The organism is Psychrobacillus sp. FSL H8-0510 (assembly GCF_038008345.1).
In the GTDB taxonomy this organism is placed as follows: domain Bacteria; phylum Bacillota; class Bacilli; order Bacillales_A; family Planococcaceae; genus Psychrobacillus; species Psychrobacillus psychrotolerans.
The window spans coordinates 1,401,358-1,420,690 of sequence record NZ_JBBOYZ010000001.1; the positions used below are offsets into that span (position 1 = coordinate 1,401,358).

20 protein-coding genes and 1 tRNA gene are annotated in these 19,333 nt (G+C 34.2%); 17 read left to right on the forward strand and 4 right to left on the reverse strand.

Features of this window, described 5'->3' with window-relative positions:
• Positions 1-518: 518 nt before the first annotated feature.
• Entirely contained in the window at positions 519-935 is a 417-nt protein-coding gene (locus MHI40_RS06755) for a tetratricopeptide repeat protein (RefSeq protein ID WP_340762008.1), read from the forward strand.
• A 7-nt stretch (positions 936-942) separates the two neighbouring features.
• Here MHI40_RS06755 and MHI40_RS06760 read toward each other — a convergent pair whose 3' ends face one another.
• Complete coding sequence (locus MHI40_RS06760) at positions 943-1,077, reverse strand: hypothetical protein (RefSeq protein ID WP_340762009.1); 135 nt, start codon at positions 1,075-1,077, stop codon at positions 943-945.
• 83 nt (positions 1,078-1,160) lie between these two features.
• On the opposite strand from MHI40_RS06760, the gene MHI40_RS06765 reads away from it, so the two are divergent.
• The 10 genes from MHI40_RS06765 to MHI40_RS06810 all read left to right on the forward strand — a co-directional run bounded on the left by MHI40_RS06765 (position 1,161) and on the right by MHI40_RS06810 (position 11,384).
• Positions 1,161-1,370, forward strand: coding sequence for a hypothetical protein (locus MHI40_RS06765; RefSeq protein ID WP_340762010.1), 210 nt, complete (start codon positions 1,161-1,163; stop codon positions 1,368-1,370).
• Positions 1,371-1,865: 495 nt separating this feature from the next.
• On the forward strand, positions 1,866-3,278 hold the full coding sequence (locus MHI40_RS06770) for a T7SS effector LXG polymorphic toxin (RefSeq protein WP_340762011.1): 1,413 nt from the start codon (positions 1,866-1,868) through the stop codon (positions 3,276-3,278).
• 26 nt (positions 3,279-3,304) lie between these two features.
• A complete protein-coding gene (imm47, locus tag MHI40_RS06775) occupies positions 3,305-4,099 on the forward strand; it encodes an Imm47 family immunity protein (protein ID WP_340762012.1) in 795 nt (264 codons plus the stop codon).
• A gap of 288 nt (positions 4,100-4,387) precedes the next feature.
• Positions 4,388-4,750, forward strand: a complete 363-nt coding sequence (locus tag MHI40_RS06780; protein ID WP_340762013.1) for a hypothetical protein — start codon at positions 4,388-4,390, stop codon at positions 4,748-4,750.
• Between the two features lie 55 nt (positions 4,751-4,805).
• Complete coding sequence (locus tag MHI40_RS06785) at positions 4,806-5,129, forward strand: transposase (protein WP_340764416.1); 324 nt, start codon at positions 4,806-4,808, stop codon at positions 5,127-5,129.
• Positions 5,130-5,687: 558 nt separating this feature from the next.
• Positions 5,688-6,035 (forward strand): SMI1/KNR4 family protein, encoded by a 348-nt coding sequence (locus MHI40_RS06790; RefSeq protein WP_340762014.1) that lies wholly within the window; start codon positions 5,688-5,690, stop codon positions 6,033-6,035.
• Positions 6,036-6,840: 805 nt separating this feature from the next.
• Complete coding sequence (locus tag MHI40_RS06795) at positions 6,841-7,113, forward strand: SMI1/KNR4 family protein (protein ID WP_340762016.1); 273 nt, start codon at positions 6,841-6,843, stop codon at positions 7,111-7,113.
• A gap of 645 nt (positions 7,114-7,758) precedes the next feature.
• The gene (locus MHI40_RS06800; RefSeq protein WP_340762017.1) at positions 7,759-8,481 is read left to right on the forward strand and encodes a hypothetical protein; all 723 of its coding nucleotides are present in this window, start codon (positions 7,759-7,761) and stop codon (positions 8,479-8,481) included.
• 257 nt (positions 8,482-8,738) lie between these two features.
• Positions 8,739-10,616: an SLOG domain-containing protein gene (locus tag MHI40_RS06805; protein ID WP_340762018.1), complete on the forward strand. Its 1,878-nt coding sequence runs from the start codon at positions 8,739-8,741 to the stop codon at positions 10,614-10,616.
• Positions 10,617-10,775: 159 nt separating this feature from the next.
• Positions 10,776-11,384, forward strand: a complete 609-nt coding sequence (locus tag MHI40_RS06810) for a TIR domain-containing protein (protein ID WP_340762020.1) — start codon at positions 10,776-10,778, stop codon at positions 11,382-11,384.
• A 392-nt stretch (positions 11,385-11,776) separates the two neighbouring features.
• Here MHI40_RS06810 and MHI40_RS06815 read toward each other — a convergent pair.
• Both MHI40_RS06815 and MHI40_RS06820 read right to left on the reverse strand, forming a co-directional pair.
• A tRNA-Val gene (locus MHI40_RS06815) sits at positions 11,777-11,849 on the reverse strand.
• Between the two features lie 280 nt (positions 11,850-12,129).
• Entirely contained in the window at positions 12,130-12,393 is a 264-nt protein-coding gene (locus MHI40_RS06820; RefSeq protein ID WP_340762021.1) for an excalibur calcium-binding domain-containing protein, read from the reverse strand.
• A gap of 280 nt (positions 12,394-12,673) precedes the next feature.
• On the opposite strand from MHI40_RS06820, the gene MHI40_RS06825 reads away from it, so the two are divergent.
• On the forward strand, positions 12,674-13,729 hold the full coding sequence (locus tag MHI40_RS06825) for a nitric oxide synthase oxygenase (RefSeq protein WP_093534905.1): 1,056 nt from the start codon (positions 12,674-12,676) through the stop codon (positions 13,727-13,729).
• A gap of 51 nt (positions 13,730-13,780) precedes the next feature.
• Here MHI40_RS06825 and MHI40_RS06830 read toward each other — a convergent pair whose 3' ends face one another.
• A complete protein-coding gene (locus MHI40_RS06830; protein WP_340762023.1) occupies positions 13,781-14,983 on the reverse strand; it encodes a CynX/NimT family MFS transporter in 1,203 nt (400 codons plus the stop codon).
• A gap of 194 nt (positions 14,984-15,177) precedes the next feature.
• On the opposite strand from MHI40_RS06830, the gene MHI40_RS06835 reads away from it, so the two are divergent.
• The 5 genes from MHI40_RS06835 to MHI40_RS06855 all read left to right on the forward strand — a co-directional run bounded on the left by MHI40_RS06835 (position 15,178) and on the right by MHI40_RS06855 (position 19,222).
• Positions 15,178-15,972 (forward strand): ABC transporter ATP-binding protein, encoded by a 795-nt coding sequence (locus MHI40_RS06835; RefSeq protein ID WP_093534903.1) that lies wholly within the window; start codon positions 15,178-15,180, stop codon positions 15,970-15,972.
• Complete coding sequence (locus MHI40_RS06840; protein ID WP_340762024.1) at positions 15,965-17,587, forward strand: hypothetical protein; 1,623 nt, start codon at positions 15,965-15,967, stop codon at positions 17,585-17,587. The genes MHI40_RS06835 and MHI40_RS06840 overlap by 8 nt, the downstream gene beginning before the upstream one ends.
• Positions 17,588-17,655: 68 nt before the next feature.
• Positions 17,656-18,165 (forward strand): nucleotidyltransferase family protein, encoded by a 510-nt coding sequence (locus MHI40_RS06845; protein ID WP_340764418.1) that lies wholly within the window; start codon positions 17,656-17,658, stop codon positions 18,163-18,165.
• A 131-nt stretch (positions 18,166-18,296) separates the two neighbouring features.
• Positions 18,297-18,857 (forward strand): outer spore coat protein CotE, encoded by a 561-nt coding sequence (gene cotE, locus MHI40_RS06850; RefSeq protein WP_093534899.1) that lies wholly within the window; start codon positions 18,297-18,299, stop codon positions 18,855-18,857.
• Between the two features lie 227 nt (positions 18,858-19,084).
• The gene (locus MHI40_RS06855; protein WP_340762025.1) at positions 19,085-19,222 is read left to right on the forward strand and encodes a YfhE family protein; all 138 of its coding nucleotides are present in this window, start codon (positions 19,085-19,087) and stop codon (positions 19,220-19,222) included.
• The last annotated feature ends 111 nt before the right edge of the window (positions 19,223-19,333 follow it).

A 19,333-nucleotide genomic window follows, 5' to 3' on the forward strand; every position in this document is an offset into this window, starting at 1 on the left:
ACCGTCGATTAGCGTTAAAGAGATTGTAACTTCAGTTCCAGAAGAACCAGAGTTCCCATCAGTTATTGAAGGATAGTTAAAGTCATTTCAGTAAAATAAGTTCGGTACAAAAAAATAATTATGCGGACAAATTGCAGACAAAAGAGTAAACAGGTGGTCTGTATTACTCATTTAATGAAAACAGATTACTACAGTTAAATAAAAGCTGATCGTTCATGATTTCATTGCAGTATTCCCTTTGTTAGGTATCCCTTTATGATTTTTCCAAATAGAATCCCCATTTAACCTCCAGATAATAATTATTGGAATCAAGCATCCATTCTCTTACCTCCTTAGACTTAGGACCATAATCCCTTCCAACTTCATTCCACCAAGTAACGGCATCCGTTTGTGTGCCATGTCCGCTTCATTTAAGGGACGCCATTTATTTTCACCGTCTAAGAATTAGTATAAACCGTTCTCAAGGTGCTAGTTTAGGTAGGAAATATTTACCACCGGAAAATTAGGGGGAGTTTATATTGGAATTACAAGATGAACTTTATGAAAGAATAGTTAGTTTATGTTCACAAGGTGATGACTTAGTTAATAATTTTGAATTTGAGAATGCAATAATAATGTACTTGAAAGCTTTAGATTTAGTTCCTGAACCTAAACATAATTGGGCAGCAAGTACCTGGATTTACACAGCATTAGGTGATACATGTTTTATAAATAAAGATTTTGATGCTTCTAAAGACTTCTTATTTAATGCGATTAATTGCCCTGATGGAATAGAAAACCCTTTTATATTGTTACGTCTCGGTGAAACTTGGTATGAATTAGGAGATGTTAATAAAGCGAAAGAATATTTACTAAGAGCGTATATTCTTGAAGGATACTCAATTTTTGAAAACGAAGATGATAAATACTTTGATGTTATTAATGGTGAAATTTAGGAGATGATTAATAATGGCTTATTATTAAAAAACTTTCATCAAAAATTATTTTGCCAGCCGGAAGTTCTCCCCATGCTTGTTCTAATAAAGAAACAGACTCTTCTAAATTTCCTTTATCAAATTCTTCATTGCTCTGATCCATCAATCCTTGTATGTGAGCACCTTTTTCACCTGTTACAATGGGGTATTTTAGATATATCTATTATATTAAACGATACAGTAAGGATGAAAAAATGGGTTGATAATATATTTGTCGCTGATCCCGCAAGAGGAGATACAGGAGAAAGAGAATTGTGGGCTGGAAAGGTGGCTTTTGAGTTAGGTGATTTATCAGTAGCAAAAGAGTATCTTGATACAGCAAATCAGAAATCAAGAGGTAGGTGCTTTGGTGTAGAAGATGCGAAGTATTTGAAATTTCTAAAAAACAATAAATAGTATGGAACATATATGAACTTAAAGCACTTGTCTACTGTAAGCGACAAGTGCTTTTTTACATTTTTACTTACATGGGTCTAAAGATTAAGATCCGGTATCAGAGAAACATATTTGTAATGCAGAAGAAAACCTTGGGTTGAAGTTTCCACAAAGCTATCTTGGAGATGCTGGTATTTCAGAAGATATTGTAAACGATATTACAAATAAAGCGTTAAATCATATGAAAAATACTCTATAATAAGGAATGATAATGCAAAATGAATTAAACCAATTAATGATGAAGTTAGAAAAATCAATTATGAATGAGAATTTTATTGATGTTACTTACGATGTCTCACTTGCTAGCCATTTTAGTCTTTACATGAATAAGTATTAAGTTAAAACCTTGATTTACTTGGCACTAGCTATCCTTTTGAAGAGCGGAATAAAATACCGTATTACGCAGCCAATTGACGGTATTGAACCGGCGATTGGCTTATTTAGTTCATTTGTATCATGGATCAAGTGAGCGATATTGTTGCCCTGCCCCATATAGATGATAGCGGAGTGCAGGAGGGAGTCATTAGTTCTAAGAGAAAACGGGATGATACGTTAAACCGACTCTATGAATTTGATGCTACCCAGACGTACGCACTGAGTCCGATTGAACAAGGTTTACAGACGATGGACAAGTGGTTGACGGATATGGAAGGACTGTTCCATGCAGGGGTGAAGGATATAAACTTTTTACCGAGTCAGTGGGATGTCCTTACGTTTAGAAGTGATATTAGAACAGAGCTGTTCCCAAAAGTATACTTAAATCCAATTGACTTATGGGTAAAAGAACAGGAGCAGTTGATCGGTACGATGATTACCGCAGCGACTTTCCAAACGTTGGAAGGAAAGAAACTGAAGACTATCGAAGAAAACGTAGCGGAAAATATAAAATATCATGCGTATGACAATGGTTTACTCATTAAAGAGTATGTTGTAGGGCAAACAGTTTTCTATGAAGTTGTTTCCAAAGTTGAATATAAAGAAGAGGCCGTCATAGTCGACAAACCGAAAGAAAACAAATTACTAGATTCTTTTCAGTTTGTATTAGATATTGCAGGGCTTATCCCTGGTGTTGGTGAAATAGCGGATGGCGTAAATGGTGTTATCTATTCAGCCAGAGGGGATGCATTAAATGCGACACTTTCTTTTTCGGCGATGATTCCCTTTGCAGGCTGGGCGAGTACGGCTGGAAAATTCGTAAATAAAGGAAGCGATTTATATTCATCAAGAAATGTTTTGAGTACGGAGAAGGTGGAGTCCATCTATTCGCCAATTTATCAAGATGTCGTCAACAGTCCATTAGGCAAAACTCAAAATCAACTAGATATCTTATATAAAACTCATTCCCAATTGAATACGCCAAATACCCTTATGTTTAATTTGCCACCTGCAAAAACGGATATCCCTACGAGCTTCAAAAGTGGAGATGTTGATGTTAAGACTGTTTATGGTCCATATTATGATGAAGCCAAAAAATTATATGAAAATAATCCTGATTGGTTTCCTAATCCTGATGAATCTACAATAGTGAAAGGTATGGAACTAAAGGAAGCAAGAGCAGACTACCAAGCATTGGTTAGAAGAGGAGAAATTGAAAAAGGTCATCATAAGCAAGGTTTATCTTTTGGAGGAGAAAATGTAAATTCTAACATAAAGAAAACAGGAGAGTCATCTATTCGCCGTGAGCAAATAGATGATTTGGATTTGGATTTTTATCGTGAGATGGGTTATGGTAAAAAGGATGCTAAGGTATTAAAAATACATGAGAATGAAGATGGTATTATTTTATTTGGTAATAATCCACAACATACAGAGGTTACTACCTTTCAAAATAAAGTTTTGAAATGGCAACGAGAAAATGGAAATAGATAATTAGATGGATGAAAGTAGGTGTATTTATGAATGGAACAGAAAATCTTATGAACAGTATATGGTTTGGAGAAAAATCAACACTTTCCCAATCTGAAATCAAAGAAAATTTATTAAAAGCCGTTACAGAAACGGAAGTTATACTTAACTTAATAGAATTATATAAAATAGGGGATTTTACTCAAACACCATTATTAATACAATTAATGAATCATACTAAAGATGAAGCAGTTTTGAATTTATGTATCAGAGTATTTTTAGTTATCGCAACGCATGATGACATAAGGGAATCAAATAATCTTCGCTTTCTTGGTGAGGGAACAGAAGAAACAATAAACACTTTTGCATCAGCAGCCACTACATCACTCTCTCTTCATATAATTCCATACTTATTAGCATTACTTGAAGAATGGGATGAAATTAGTGATACATCTCTTATTATTAAAGATTCTATTGGTTCTTTCCTTAACTTTGAAGAACAAATTGGGGAAGAAGCAACTGTAGATGAAATAGGGGACTTTTATAATAAATATTGTGAGGAGCATGACACGGGAAATTATTACTTTCAAGAAAATTTAGCTTTTCCTGGAGACTTGGCAAAAAAGTTAGTACAGAGAGTTATGATTGCAGCAAATAATGAAGAACCATTAAGTATGGAGTTAATCCCATCTTTATTATCAATTTGGAGTGGTGAAAAGTCGCCTGGGGATTATAGCACTATCATTAGTGCAAGCAATTATAAAGATTTTATTGAATATATAAATGGACTTTCCATGAAAAACTGGGAAAAGGGAAAAAAATATTTTTACGGAAACAAGCTTTAAACAATAAAAGCTGGTAAATGGTATTTAAAGTTATTGCTATATATTTTATATTGCAGTAACATTCTAGAGATTTTTAGATAAGTTACATGACTAAGAAATGATTTACCAATACGACATTTTAAGTCTATGAATTTTTTTAAAAGAAAAAATCCCAAAATTTATGAAATTACACAGGCTCATTGGTTTAAAGATAGAAAAAGTACTGAACTACTTTATATAGCTAACTATAAAGCACTTGATTGCCTTTTAGGTAACAAGTGTTTTTGTTTTTCATAAGATATTTAAGTTATGAACGACATTATTGATACTTTACTGAAATTCAAAGCCCGTGAAGGTAGTACCATCATGGAGAACGGGGAAGATTTAAAAATACGCCAACAAGATTTTAGAGATGGAAGAATAGGTATTGGGTTCAATTCAAAAATTAAATGTTTGTTTTACAATTGTATTCATAAAATAAAAGAAAACTTTGAGAATAGGGATGATGTGGATGAAACAACCTTAGATCTTATTTCAAACCTAGAAGAAGTTAAAACGATTTGCTTCATAGATTCAGATAAATTCGGAGCACGTAAAAATGTGTCCCTGGTTAGAAACATTCGCGTTTATTTAAACAAACATGAATGCTTAAATATTCATGTTTGTTTCTAACGCAGGGACAAAATTAAGTTGGAGTATATAATTAAAGGAGTAGAAGGACTTGAAAATGAATGAGATTTTTGTTAAATCACTTTATGAGTCTATAGTTAAAGAGAACCTGAAACTATACAAAAACTTGTATGAAACTACGAATGTGACTCCTAAAACGGATGAAGAGAGTTTAACTGATGAAAATAAAGATATATTAATGAGGATAATTGAACAAACCATGATTGATACTATTTCAAATATGCTAGGAGTAATTGATGGAAGTTCAACTTTAAAAGATTGTTCGTTTGAACCTAAATTACTGCTTGATTCTATTGATACTGAAGGAGAACTGCAAGATTCGTTTTTAGAACTCATAGAAGAAAGTGATAGTAACAGCTAATTGAATTCAATTACCTTGATTGGCTAAATGCCTTTCAAGGTTTTTTACTTAAATTTATACTAATTCAGATAGAAGATATTGAAAGGGGTACCTTTGAGTATATAGGTAAGGAAATTCAAGATTGAAAAGATAGCATCTTATTTGCCTTTAATATATCTAATTAAGTTGAAGGATGCAGTAAAGGAAGGTAACTTAAGGAAATATAGGATGTTCATGATACGAGCAAAGCGGTGTATAAGGTTAAGTTTATTATTGATTTAAGGGTAGGATTTGATAGTTTGGGGGGATTTGTATAATGATTGATTTATCCAAGGTTACAGATTGATAAAAAAATACAGCAGCAAATGATATTGAAATCCAAAATTTAGTTACCTCGGATTTTACCAAAGGGTGAATATTATATTGGAAATTTAGATTAGAAAATAAATAAATTGTAGAGAGGGATTGTAGTATGGATAAAAAAATTTTAGAAATAAAAAAAAATTACGAAGCTCTTTTTCCTAAAGATGGAATTAACAATGCAGAGTTAATAGAAATAGAAAAAAATTAGAAATACAATTGCCAGAATCCTTTTGCGAAATATCAACATTTTTTAGTGGTGGATATTTGGGTAGTATAAGTAATTATTCTTTTACCACGGTGGATAGTAGCTTAAATATCATCGATGAAACAATTAGATTGAGAGAGACTGTAAATTTGCCAACCAGATTTGTCGTTCTAGCTGAGCCATCAGAAAGTCTTATAGTCATGGATACAAAAAGTACTCCCTCAGTTATTTGGTTTGATGCAGTGGAAATTTCTGAATTAGAAAAAAAATCTTTTACCTCAAAACCAGATGAATGGGATACCTATGCTGATTATTTTAAAGCATTTCTTGAGGAAGAAGAGGAAGAGCGAGGGTTATAGGTTTCAAAACTCCATATAAGATATGTAATACTTAGCACTAGATGATACATGTTAGTGAATAAAGAATTGGTGCTTTTAAAGACATCTTAGTTAATGCGATTAATTGCCATGATGGCATCGAAAACCATTTATTATGTTACGTCTCGGTGAAACCTGGTATGAATTAGGATACGTTAATAAAGCGAAAGAATATGTACCAAAAGCATATATTCTTGTGACTTGAAGCATAAATTTTCCACTGTGGAAAGTTTATGCTTTATTTAATTCTACAACAGAATTTATCAATTCGGTAATCACTTCTGCATCTAGGGAAGAAGTTTTGACATTGACAGTCTAAGGGGACGGAAAATCTCGGAATATCTCAGCTAACTCAAGGTTCGCTTGAAAATATTATTTTTGGTCAATTAGATAACTTAGGACGACCAACTGGAGTATTACACAGGATATGATTTAGGACTGGTAGTAAGGGTAATCAATCAATTTTTTGCCACCTGGATTCATAGGTTGGTGGACCAGGAAGTCGGGGTCATGCACGAGGACATTTATTGGTACCAACTGGGTGGTTCTGGGAAAGATGCAAGAAATTTAGTCACTCTTTAACAGTTACCTGTAAACTCACCATTTATGAGATTTTGAGACTTCTGTTCGATCAGCTGTTGATAGAGGTGAAGAAATAAGATATCTATCAATTCCAATATATGAAGGCAATACTTTAATGCCAAGAGGTGTTACATTAAAAGCAAGGCGAACAAATGGCTTTTCTTTAGATGTAACAATATTAAATAAAAAATAGGAGTGTATATATTTGGATAAATTAATTAAAATTCTTCCTCCCCCAGAATCTCCACAAAAAACTGGAGATAAAGAACAATGGCGTAATTTTTTTGATACACTTGGTACGGAATTACCTTCAGATTATGTGGAATTTATCGAAACTTATGGTACTGGTGGTATTGACCAATTTCTGTGGATATTAACTCCATTTGTAAATGATGATAATGTAAATTATATTGGTAGGCAGAAGGAAATGACAGATGCTTATATTCAATCTAAGAAAAGTTGTCCTCAATATTATTAACATGATGTTTACCCTTCAAACGGTGGCTTACTTCCTTGGGGATATACAGATAACGGCGATGAATTATACTAGTTAACCAATGGAGAACCTGACGAGTGGGAAATTGTGGTGTATGAGTCAGGTCACCCGAGAATTACACTTATTCAATTACAATGGTAGAGTTTTTATCTCAAATACTAACGAAAGAAATAGTATGCAATGCTTTTCCGGATGACTTTCCAAGTGATGAAACTGCATTTATTTCAGTAAATGTTGAGTAGTTTACTTTAACCTTGATTGGCTTATGCCTTTCAAGGTTTTTTATTTAAAAAAAGACAAATATAGAAGTAGACGTATGAAGTATAGATAATCCTATATTAATAGGAATGAATTGACTTGCATGCATTTAAAGATTAAATCGATTATACCCAATACCTTAACTTCAGATTAAAGTTATTCATTCCAAGTTTTAATGAAAATGGAAGATTTAAATATAAACACTAGTACAATGAAACTAGAAGTTGATATAATGGAACTACCTACAAGTTGTGTGATTGTTATCTGCGAGGGGAAAGCAACTCAGTGAACTTCCGACACATGGGGTATATAAGATTGTGACGCATCAAGGGAAGTAAAGAGGATGCAAGTGGAAGAAGGGGAAAGATTTTGAAAAAACGCTTTTTAATCTCTGTTGGATTATTTTTAGGTTTCATAATGATTCAGATGTTACTATCTTTAGTCGGACTCGAAAAGTGGGGGAAAATTTTTTTAGATTTAGCAGTTTTTCTACTTACTCTATGGATACTTTTAAAGTATATTAAAAATGCAATTCGAAAAGATATTGATAATAACTTAAAAATTGTAAAAGGTCATCGGGAAAGATACCATAGTTTATTCACTTGGCTGGGCCAAGAGATATATGTAGATTATGTTGTGTATGATATTGTTGGCGATAAAATAGAATACCTTGACATAATGGTGAACTTAAAACTTTTTAAAAAATGCGTTGAAGAAAAGATAGGCCATGATATAAAAGATTATTTTCTGTTAAGAGAAATTTTAGATATACATGTTAATAAAAACTTTTTGAGTTTTTTATCTGAAATGAGTAAAATAATATTTGTAAGCTTGATTACATCAATTATTACAAGTACTGTAGTAACTAAATTTACATCTTTAACAAACGGAAAATGGGATCTATTTGAATTTTCATCACTTATAATTAACATAGGACTTTTTGCAGTGTTTTTCATTTTTACATTAACTCTATTTTATAATGCGTTTAACAAATCTAAAAATAGAACCTTAGTTTTAATGAAAGTGTTGGATCTTATAATAAAAGAAAAAAGTTTAAACAGTCCCGCTGGCCAACCAGAGGACAACATTTGATTACAGCAATAGCTGTGTCATTTGTTGTCCTTTTTAGTATCAAAAAGTAAAATAAGTTGGAAATTGTATCCTCTTTGTAGTTATAATAGAACTATAATTATATGTGTGTCATTAGACTTAGGTAGGACGAAGTAAAACACAAAATTAAGCGTCAAATATTGCACACATTGGTTCTAATTAGAATTTGTAACTTTAAAAGTGGATTTATTAAAATCAAAGTTAGTTCGGCACTATATAGAATAATGGATGGTGAGAAAATGAGAGCATATATTGTAGATCCAAAGATTACTCTTGGTGATGAAATAAATTCATCTACTTTTTTTAGGGTTTGTAGAGCTGAGTTAGAGCGTCATGTGGAGTTAACGATAATTTCTAGTGAAATGGTAATTCAATCCATGATAACGCCACAAAAACAAGATATTATTATTTTCTTTAATCGATCAGATAATGATTATTCCAGAGTTTTTAATACTTTCATTAAAGACGCAAATCAGGTAGGAGTTCAGTGTTTGCCAATAGCTATGACTGAAATTCATAGAGTACCTCCGTCCATTACATCAACTTCACAAAGTTTTGATGTTAAGGAAGCACTGGGAAGAAGAAAACTAACTGAATCACAATATGAAACTGTAGCTACAGCTTTTTCTAGAGAAGCAGTTTCGATGTTACAGCCAACATTAACACGAAGAAATATGGTCCTATTTCTAAGTCATCGAAGGTCTGATGGGGAGCAAATAGCTGGGGCTTTTTACGATGAGTTATGTGTTAGAGCACAAGCACGATTTCGAGATTTAAGTGATATATTGGTTGGTGAAAACGCACAAGATATTATTGAAAGAAACTTGCGTAAAAGTGATGCAATAGTCTTATTGGATACTCCTAAATGTGGTGAATCCGAGTGGATTCAATTAGAAATTAAAATGGCTTTAGCAATGAACCTACCAATTGTATGGGTAAAACTTGGATCAGATACTGATAGAGTAGTAAATAACTTTCAACCAGCAGATAAACCCCATTTTGAGATTTCTGACATTGATCTGAATGATCGAAGAGTGGATCAAAATCTAGTAGATTCAGTTATTCAAATGGCTTTTGAAATTTCGAGAGATAATGCAAAAAGTATTTTTGATAACTTGTTAAGAATACGTGAACTAGAACGTGAAGGGAGAATAAAATTAGAAATACTCAACCAGCACCAATATTTGTATGAAGTTAGTATTCCTAGACAGAAGTTACGTTATGCTCAGAAACCAATGACACATATTATAAGTTTATATGGAAGAATCCCCCAAGAAGATGACAAAGTTATTTTCAAAAGTTCTTTGTTAGAACAAGGGTACTCTCCTCATCCACGAATGGGTCATGCTTATGACGCTGCACTAATGTTAGCTCCTATTCCATCTCAAAACAATCTAGATTTAATTGAAGAACCACATTTTATTGATTCATGTGACGAGTATGTTAACAGTTTGTCACTTCATTTTCAAAATAGTATAACGACGAATATTAAACAAAAAAAAGGAGTTATCATTTCAGGGGCTTTTCCTGACTGTGAACCTGAATATCAGCAATATTTGTGGAAGGCAATAAACGCTTTTGTACAGGCTACTCTAGATAGAAATGGCACAGTAATTTTCGGTTCACACCCAACTTTCCAACAAGTCATTTTCGATGTATCTAAATTAAGAAGACCAAGTGATTATATTTCAGCAGTTCATATGTATATTTCCAAACATTTCGCAACTCAAGCAATGGTCGATGAAAATATGAACTATGCAACAGTGACGGCGACTGATGATATAGATAATGACCGTAGTAAGAGTTTAACCGCTATGAGAACGGCAATGATTCAAGATGAAGATGCTATATGCATGATTGTTATTGGAGGTAAGGCAAATAGACCGCACTTTCTTCCCGGTGTTGATGAGGAAATTGAAATTGCTAGATCTAGAAATTTACCTGTGTTTCTAATTGGTTCCGTTGGTGGCAGAACCGCAGAGATTGCTACGGAATTTCAAACTAATGGCTGGCAAAATAAACTTAATCCTATGTCAGTTGAATTTAATGAGGAATTAATGCTTAGCCTTGATTATAGTAATTTGGCAAGTAAGTTACTAGATCAACTAGGTATGTAATTTAAGGGGAAATTAAGTAAATGATAAAGCGTAAAATCTTTTATAGTATTTTTATAAATGATTATTGGTTTACTGGATAAGTAAGAAATATTGTAGTAGTTGAGGATATCAGTTAATACAGTGAAAATGATAAAAAAGCATTTATTAGGGGGAAAGTACATGGCGAAAAAAACTTTTATTTCATACAAACACTCTGAATCTAAAGAATTAAGAGATCGAATTGTCGAGTCTTTAGGTGATGATGCCCGATATTATAAAGGAGAAACTAGTGAATCTCCTAATATGTCAGACCAAACTACAGAATATATTAAAGAAAAATTAAAAGATATGATTTATTCTACTTCTGTAACCATAATAGTTATTTCCCCAAATATGAAACAAAGCAATTGGATTGATTGGGAAATCGAATATTCACTGAAACAAATAAAACGTGGTGATAGAATGTCGAGTACGAATGGTATTCTAGGAGTAGTAATGAAGTATAATGGTGATTTTTCATGGTTAAGACCTTCCACAACTAATTCAGACGGCCATACTGCAATACTAACAAATAACGAGTACCTATATGACATCATTATTAGTAATAGGTTCAATCAAGACCCTAAGGAATATATTTGTGATGTATGCGAGAATGTTGACTTTTTATCCGGATCATATATTTCCTTAATTAAAGAAGATGATTTTTTTGATAATCCAAATAAGTATATTGACAATGCTTATGAAAAAAGTAAAAATATCAAGAACTATAATATTTCAAGAAAAAAATAAGAAGATGGCTGTAAGTTGGCTGACCAAAGACTAGGAGGAGCCGTGTGCGTAAATAGCGCAAGCACGGTTCTGTGAGGGGGGAGGAATACAATCTAACGCATAGTAGAGAGGTTCCCTTCTACTCGACTAGATTTAGTGAAAAACGGACATCAAAGCAAAATGAGCTTGGAGAACATTTTCCAGCTCATTTTTTTGTGCATTTTTAAATCAAGCTTTACCTTTAACATAGCCATTTAAAAAGTCCGTCCATGAATCAAAACCTCCACGTTTCGAAAATCCTGCGGACAAATAGCGGACAAACTTTAAAAATTGCGGTATATGCTTAGAAAATCTAACAAAAGAAAAAGCCAATAAACATTGATATATCAACGTTTACTGGCTTATCCAAATGATGGTCCCGACTGGTCTCGAACCAGCGACCCCCACCTTGTCGAGGTGGTGCTCTCCCAACTGAGCTACAAGACCGATTTAATGTAAAGAACTCTTTAAACATTAATGTTTCTAGATATAAATATACTATAATGTAGCGCACTAGTATATACCTAAAAAAATCCTGAAGTGCAAAGATCAACATTCAAGATTACAACCAAATAAAAAATCATATCCTTGAAGGCTTAACGCCTTTCAAGGTTATTTTTTAATTTAGTTATATAAAAAAGTAGAAATTAGAATCTAGTCAGGTAATACAATGAAATGCATTACATATTATCAATTTTTCTTAAGCTGCAATAGCTATAGTATAAAATTACTTCTCACATGCAATGCCATCTTTATCACGATCGCTTTTAATGTTAGCTTCATAGATCTCTTTTGATACAAAAGGAGTAAATTTAGTTTTTCCGCCTTTGTTTTTAATATTTGCAGCCTTGGCTACTCCACCTTTATAGGTTTTGTTTAATTCTGTGCAATTGCTAAATTCCTTAGCTGCCGCCTCTGTCTCTGTCGGTGCTGTTGTAGAAACCCCAAAAATTAATGTTGCGGAAAGTATGATTACAGAAAATCGTTTCATAGTAAATCCTCCTAAGTTTTTGAACTAAGTTGTGGTGAGTAAAAAGGTGCGTGTAAAGATAACTACATATCACAATATAATATGGGGAAATCTCCTTTACTTTTACCAAATTATTCAATGTTACCTAGACTTTAACATAAAGGAGTCGAATATGTATATAGCATATAAATTAATTTGATTATTTCTACTGACATAAAATCCTCACATCTTTCTTAGTTCTGTCACTTGTCTGTAGTGGCTCCATTCTACTAAGATGGAGAGATGGGGAGGTGCTACGATAATGTTATTGGAAGCACAGGACTTTATTCATCTTTTTTATAGGGAAACTGGTAAGGCGGAAATAGACATGCATATACGTTTAAAAGAAATAGAAAGTCAGATTAATACAGTAGGTGCCTACGAACACACTACTGAAGAGCTAGAATTCGGTGCCAAGGTGGCATGGCGTAATAGTAATAAATGCATAGGTCGTCTGTTTTGGCAAAGCCTTACCGTTTTTGATAAACGACATTTACATAACGAGGAGGCTGTTTTTGAGGCACTCATCGCCCATATGCAGTTTGCGACAAATGAAGGTCGAATTCGGCCGACTATCACAATATTTTCACAAAAGGATATTCGCGTATGGAATCATCAGCTTATACGATATGCTGGCTATGAAACGGAGAACTGGATTATTGGAGATTCCGATTCCATAGAATTCACGAAAAAATGTGAGGAACTTGGATGGAAGGGGAAGAGAACCAATTTTGATGTGTTGCCACTTGTTATTCAGGTGAAGGATCACCCACCGAAATTATTTGATATTCCGGAGCAATATATTTTAGAGGTACCAATTCGTCATCCTGAATATGATTGGTTTGAAGATTTAGAGATGAAGTGGTATGCAGTACCCATGATCTCGAATATGAAGTTGGAGATTGGAGGCATTACGTACGCTGCTGCTCCGTTTAATGGATGGTATATGGGCACAGAAATTGGTGCACGAAACTTAGCTGATGACTATCGCTACAATATGTTACCTTCAGTTGCCAGAGGAATGGGATTAAATACGAAATCTAATGCTTCTCTGTGGAAAGACAGGGCTCTTTTGGAACTAAATACAGCTGTATTGTTTTCCTTCAAAAAAGATGGTGTCAGTATTGTAGATCATCATACTGCTGCGCAACAATTTAAGAAATTTGAAGAAATTGAGAAAGATGCAGGTCGTGACGTCACAGGTAATTGGACATGGCTTATTCCTCCAATGTCACCTGCCACCACGCATATTTTTCATAAGCCATATAATAATGAGAAAGTAACGCCGAATTATTCCTATCAACCTTCACCGTATTAAAAAAGGGGCATGATTAATCATGCTCCTTTTAAACGTGAATTTAATTGTTCTTTAGACTTCCTCCGAAACAAAACGATCTCTTCCTGCATGCATTCCAGCAAAGAAAAGAAGAATAACAGTTACGATAAATAGTGTTTTAGGAATCTCCCAGCTACCCGTTGCATCATGGATAAATCCAAAAAATACAGGACCGACTGCTGCAAGTAAATAACCAAATGACTGCGCAACACCCGATAAATCTGCTGCTCCCATAGGGGTACGCGAACGAAGAGAAAAGAACATCATGACCAGTCCGAATGATGCCCCACCACCTAAGCCTAGTGCAACCATCCATAGTAGTGTCAGTGAAATATCCCCATATAACAGTCCAGTGAAGCCTATGAAATAGAAAATCGTAAATACCAAAACTAATATTCGCTGATCCTTAAATCGACCCGCAAGAATTGGGATAAGAAAAGTCATTGGAAGTTGTGCAAATTGCATAATAGAAAGCATCCACCCGGATTTTTCGGCCTCCATTCCTTGGGTTTGCAATATTTCAGGAATCCATGCTGCAGTTGTATAAAATATGAGTGATTGTAAACCCATGCATAAAGTGATTGTCCATGTTAGAGGTGATTTTAATATTGACTTGGCTTTTTCTACATTAGTTGAAGAGGGCACGACATCTATTTCTTGTTTTTTCTTGACCTGAGGTAACCAAATAATACATGCAATTATTGCAAGAATAGCCCAAAATCCGAGCGCACCTTGCCAACCATAAGATGTTCCATCTGCTATTGGATAGCTGATACCTGCACCAATACCCGCAGATAAGTTCATAGAAACAGTGAATACTCCAGTCATAAGTCCAAGCTGTAAAGGAAATTTTAGCTTTATAAAACTTGGAAGTAGTACATTTCCAAATGCTATAGCAACACCTATAAGCGCAGTACCTAAAAGTAAAAGAAAGGGCGTTCCGAGCGAACGAATAATAATTCCTATTGCCAACAATAGAATAGCTAGAAATAGTGTCATTTCCATCCCAAGTCGTCGCGCAATCTTTGGGACAAAGGGAGAGACAATAGCAAAAGCTAGCAGAGGAATCGTTGTGATGAATCCTGCTAGAACATTGGAAATGTCTAATCCATCTCGTATATACGAAATAATTGGTCCCACGGCGGTAAGCGGTGCACGTAGAGTGGTGGAGATGAAAACAATTCCAATTATCAATAAAATAAAAGCCTTTTTATTCATTTCATTAGTAGTTAACAAATATCTTCTCTCCTTACGAGATTATGTAGTCCAATTTTAGAAAATGCTACACTCTTTGTCCTTGAAGTTCAATAGTTAGAAGTAGAAAGAAATTTCTCTATATGAAAATAATGGAATATTAAGAGTATTGATATGGTAATATGAATATGTAAATATTTAGAATTTGAGAATGATATATACAGAGGGGGAGTATGATGAATACTAAAAAAGTGTTGTCACTGAATGGTGTTTCCAAGAGTTTTGGACACAAACAAGTATTAAAAGGTGTCAATTTAGATGTATATGAAGGTCAAATTATTGGCTACATCGGACCTAACGGAGCAGGGAAAAGTACAACTGTCAAACTAATGCTTGGTCTAATAGATGGCTACACAGGGCTTATCGAAATTTTCGGAGAAAATATTATTAAAGGTGATTATTCCTATAAAAAACGCATTGGCTACGTGCCGGAGACAGCCGAGCTCTATGAAAATCTAACTGCCTTTGAATATCTCACCTTCACTGGCGAACTTTATGGATTAAGCAGTAAAGAGGCGGAGGTAAAGGCTTTCGGATTGATGAAGGAATTTGGTTTAGAGGCTGTTTTTCATCAACGGATTTCCTCCTTTTCCAAAGGGATGAAACAGAAGGTATTAATCATATCTAGTTTGCTACATAACCCAGATTTATTGTTTTTTGATGAACCGTTAAGTGGTCTAGATGCAAACAGTGTCATGGTTATTAAGGAAATACTAGCAAAGCTTGCAGAGCAAGGGAAGACTATTTTTTATTCTTCACATATTATGGATGTCGTTGAGAAAATTAGTAATCGAATTGTACTATTAGTAGATGGTCAAGTTGTGGCAGATGGATCTTTTGAAGAGCTGAAAATGCAAAACCAGGAAGGTTCTTTAGAAGACATCTTCAATCAGTTGACTGGTTTTACTGAGCATGAGGAAATTGCAGAGCGATTTGTGAATTTAGTTCGTGGAGGCAGGAAAGATGAATGATTTTGCGTCACTGAGAATTCTAGATCGCTTTAGGTCCGTTTTTCAAAGGTTGAATATAGACTATGATGTGATGCGTTTGATCTTACAGCTAAAGCTGACGATGGATAGTAGAAGAATGCCAGCAATTTTTAGTGGTTCTAATGTGAAAAAAGAAGGAAATCAGTTTCTTAAATCTTTATGGATGTATGGGTTATTTGGTGTTCTCTTTTTAGTTCCTTTTCTATTTTTAGGCAATGAGTTTCTATTCTCTCTTACTATCATGTTTAGCTCATTATTTATCATTTTAATGACATCGATGGTTTCTGATTTTTCTGCTGTTCTACTAGATATACGAGACAAAAATATTCTTCATCCGAAACCTATTAGCGCAAAGACTTTAAATGCAGCGAAGATTACTCATATTATGATATATATGGTTCTTTTAACTGGTTCGTTTGTAATTATTCCTCTCATTGTCAGTGTCTTTAAGTTTGGTATTATATTTGCGCTCCTGTTTTTAATCGAAATATTATTGGTTAGCAGTTTGTCTGTAGTATTGACTGCCTTTGTATATCTATTTATCCTACGTTTCTTCAGTGGGGAAATGTTAAAGGATGTTATTAACTACGTGCAAATTTTCCTGGCGATTGGCATGGCGATTAGTTATCAATTAGTGGGTCGTGTGTTTCAAATAGTTAATATTGACATTACGTATACTTTTACATGGTGGCATATGTTCCTCCCGCCATTTTGGTTTGCCGCCCCCTTCGAATTAATCTTAAATAAAGATTTTTCCGTTCCGATTATTATCTTATCGCTGTTTGCTATTCTAGCTCCATTTCTTGCAATAGCACTATATATACGTTTAATGCCGTCCTTTGAAAGAAATCTTTCTAAATTACAAAGTGATGCTAACAGAACGAAAAAGCGAAACCGTCAATTACAAGGAGTTTGGGCAAGAATTCTTTGTAGAACTAAAGAGGAACGGACTTTTTATAAGTTTGCCACTCTACTGTTAAAAGAAGAAAGAGAACTAAAGCTCAAAATATTTCCTTTGTTAGGATTTGCGATTATTTTTCCTTTTATCTTTTTATTCAACACGATAAGCTCTAGTTCCTTTGAGGAAATGAGAAGTGGAAGTTCTTTTATGGTCATCTATTTTTCTTTAATAATGATTCCATCCGTTGTGCAAATGCTAGAGTACTCTGGTAACTATAAAGGGCAATGGATTTTTTATGCAGCTCCTATCAAAAATAAAGCCCTTGTATATAGTGCAACTTTAAAAGCGAGTATCATGAATTATTTCATACCTATTTTAGCGATTTTAAGTGTAATATTTCTCTGGATTTTTTCTTTCCGAATTTTTTTGGACTTAGTGGTTGTTCTACTAGCTACAATCGTTCTAACACTCGTATCCTATGGGATTTTTAGTAAAGGGAAGTTCCCTTTCATAAGCTCACATGAGCATACGCAAACTAATGGCTTCATCAAAGTTTTCGGCAGCATGTTCCTAGTTGGGGTTATGGCAGCGATACATGCATTTATTTTGCTCATTCCTTATGGTTTACCGATATATGCGGTCATTCTGTTTATAAGTATTATCATAGGTTGGAAGTTAATGTTCTCAAGAGGCTAACAACGAGGGAGGTTAGGGCTTTGCAAACAACAGAAGATATAAAAAATTTAATACTAGAAGATAAATGGATGATGGATATATTAGGAGCAGCTCAACAATTAGACCTTCCAGACTGGTGGATATGCGCGGGATTTGTTCGGTCCAAAATCTGGGATGCATTACATGGCTATATAGAAAGAACGCCTTTAGAAGATATCGATGTAATTTATTTTGATGCTAACAATAAGGAAGAATCAGAGGAAAAAAAGTGGGAGGATCAATTACGTAAACTAATGCCCACAATTCCTTGGTCAGTAAAAAATCAGGCGAGAATGCACAAGATCAATAATTTGCCGCCTTATCATTCTTCAGCGGAGGGAATAGCCAATTTTCCTGAAACGGTGACTGCCATTGGAGTGAAATTACTTGGACAAAATGATATTGCGCTCGTAGCTCCATATGGGGTAGCGGACATTCTGAAGCTACATGTGAAACCAGTCCCTCACTTTGCAAAAGATAAAAATCTTATGGCAGTATATGAGCAACGTATTCAGCGGAAAAACTGGCAGTCAAATTGGCCTAAAATAACAATTGAATAGACGTATGATGTGACAAAAAGTGAGTTAATGATGGTTTTCCTCTTTTTATTCTACATAACATTTGTAACAAGATGAACCGATTGGGCGATGGGCGCATATGATGTTATGACTTGATTACAAGGAGGAAAAAAATGAAACACATGCGCCATATTGTGACGAAAGCTGTTGTTGCGAAAGGTAAAAAGAGAACAGAATCCTGTGAAGTGCTTCGTCCACCGAATACACCATCGAGTATTTTAGGTTGCTGGGTTATTAATCACACATGTTCGTCTAAAAAACACGGAAGATATGTAGAAGTAACTGGAAAATTTGATATTAACGTTTGGTATGCGCACCATGACCATTCCAAAACGTCCGTATTCACGGAAACAATCAATTATAAAGATCGCATTAAACTACATTATCGCGATAAAGACACTACGGGAGAAGAAGTACATGTACGTGTGCTGCAACAACCAAACTGTACAGAGGCTATTATTATTTCAGGTGGTACACAATTCCAAGTAACAGTAGAAAGAGAGATACTTGTTGAGGTCGTTGGGGAAACAACTATTTGTATTCAAGTACATGAAGCGGAATTTGAAGAAGAATGGGCATATGGAGAAGAAAGCTCATCTAGTTCATCTTCCAGTTCCTCTAGTTCGAGTTCCACAGGCTCCTCTAAAGAAGTGGATGATTCTTCGTCCATTTAACAAGCCGGCTATTACTACCGGCTTTTTTTTTGACGAAAAATAATTTAAGCGCTTTATCATTTTTCTCTCGTTAGCTTTATAAATACCATTTTCAAATGAAAATATGCAGGCATGTAGTAAAGAAATTTTTGGAAGTGCTTATAAAGTTCATTCCATTATAAAACACTGAATATCTCTCGTGATAAAGGAAAAACTAACAAAGATTAAAAACGAGAGGAGTGTTCTCAATGAAAGAACGTAAGCAACCACATGAAAAGTTCAAACTAAAAGATAACGGATTATCATCGATGCAAGAAGTTATATATCCAAAAGAATTCAAGCGTGCTGACAAAGAGTCATTTAAGAAAAATCCAATTAAAAAGTAACAGACTATTTGAACCCTGATTAGGTTACTTATTCAGGGTTCATTTTATTCGTCATGAATAGATGAATCCTTTCATTGATTCTTCCAACTCCCTCATTTTTCATTGTTTTTT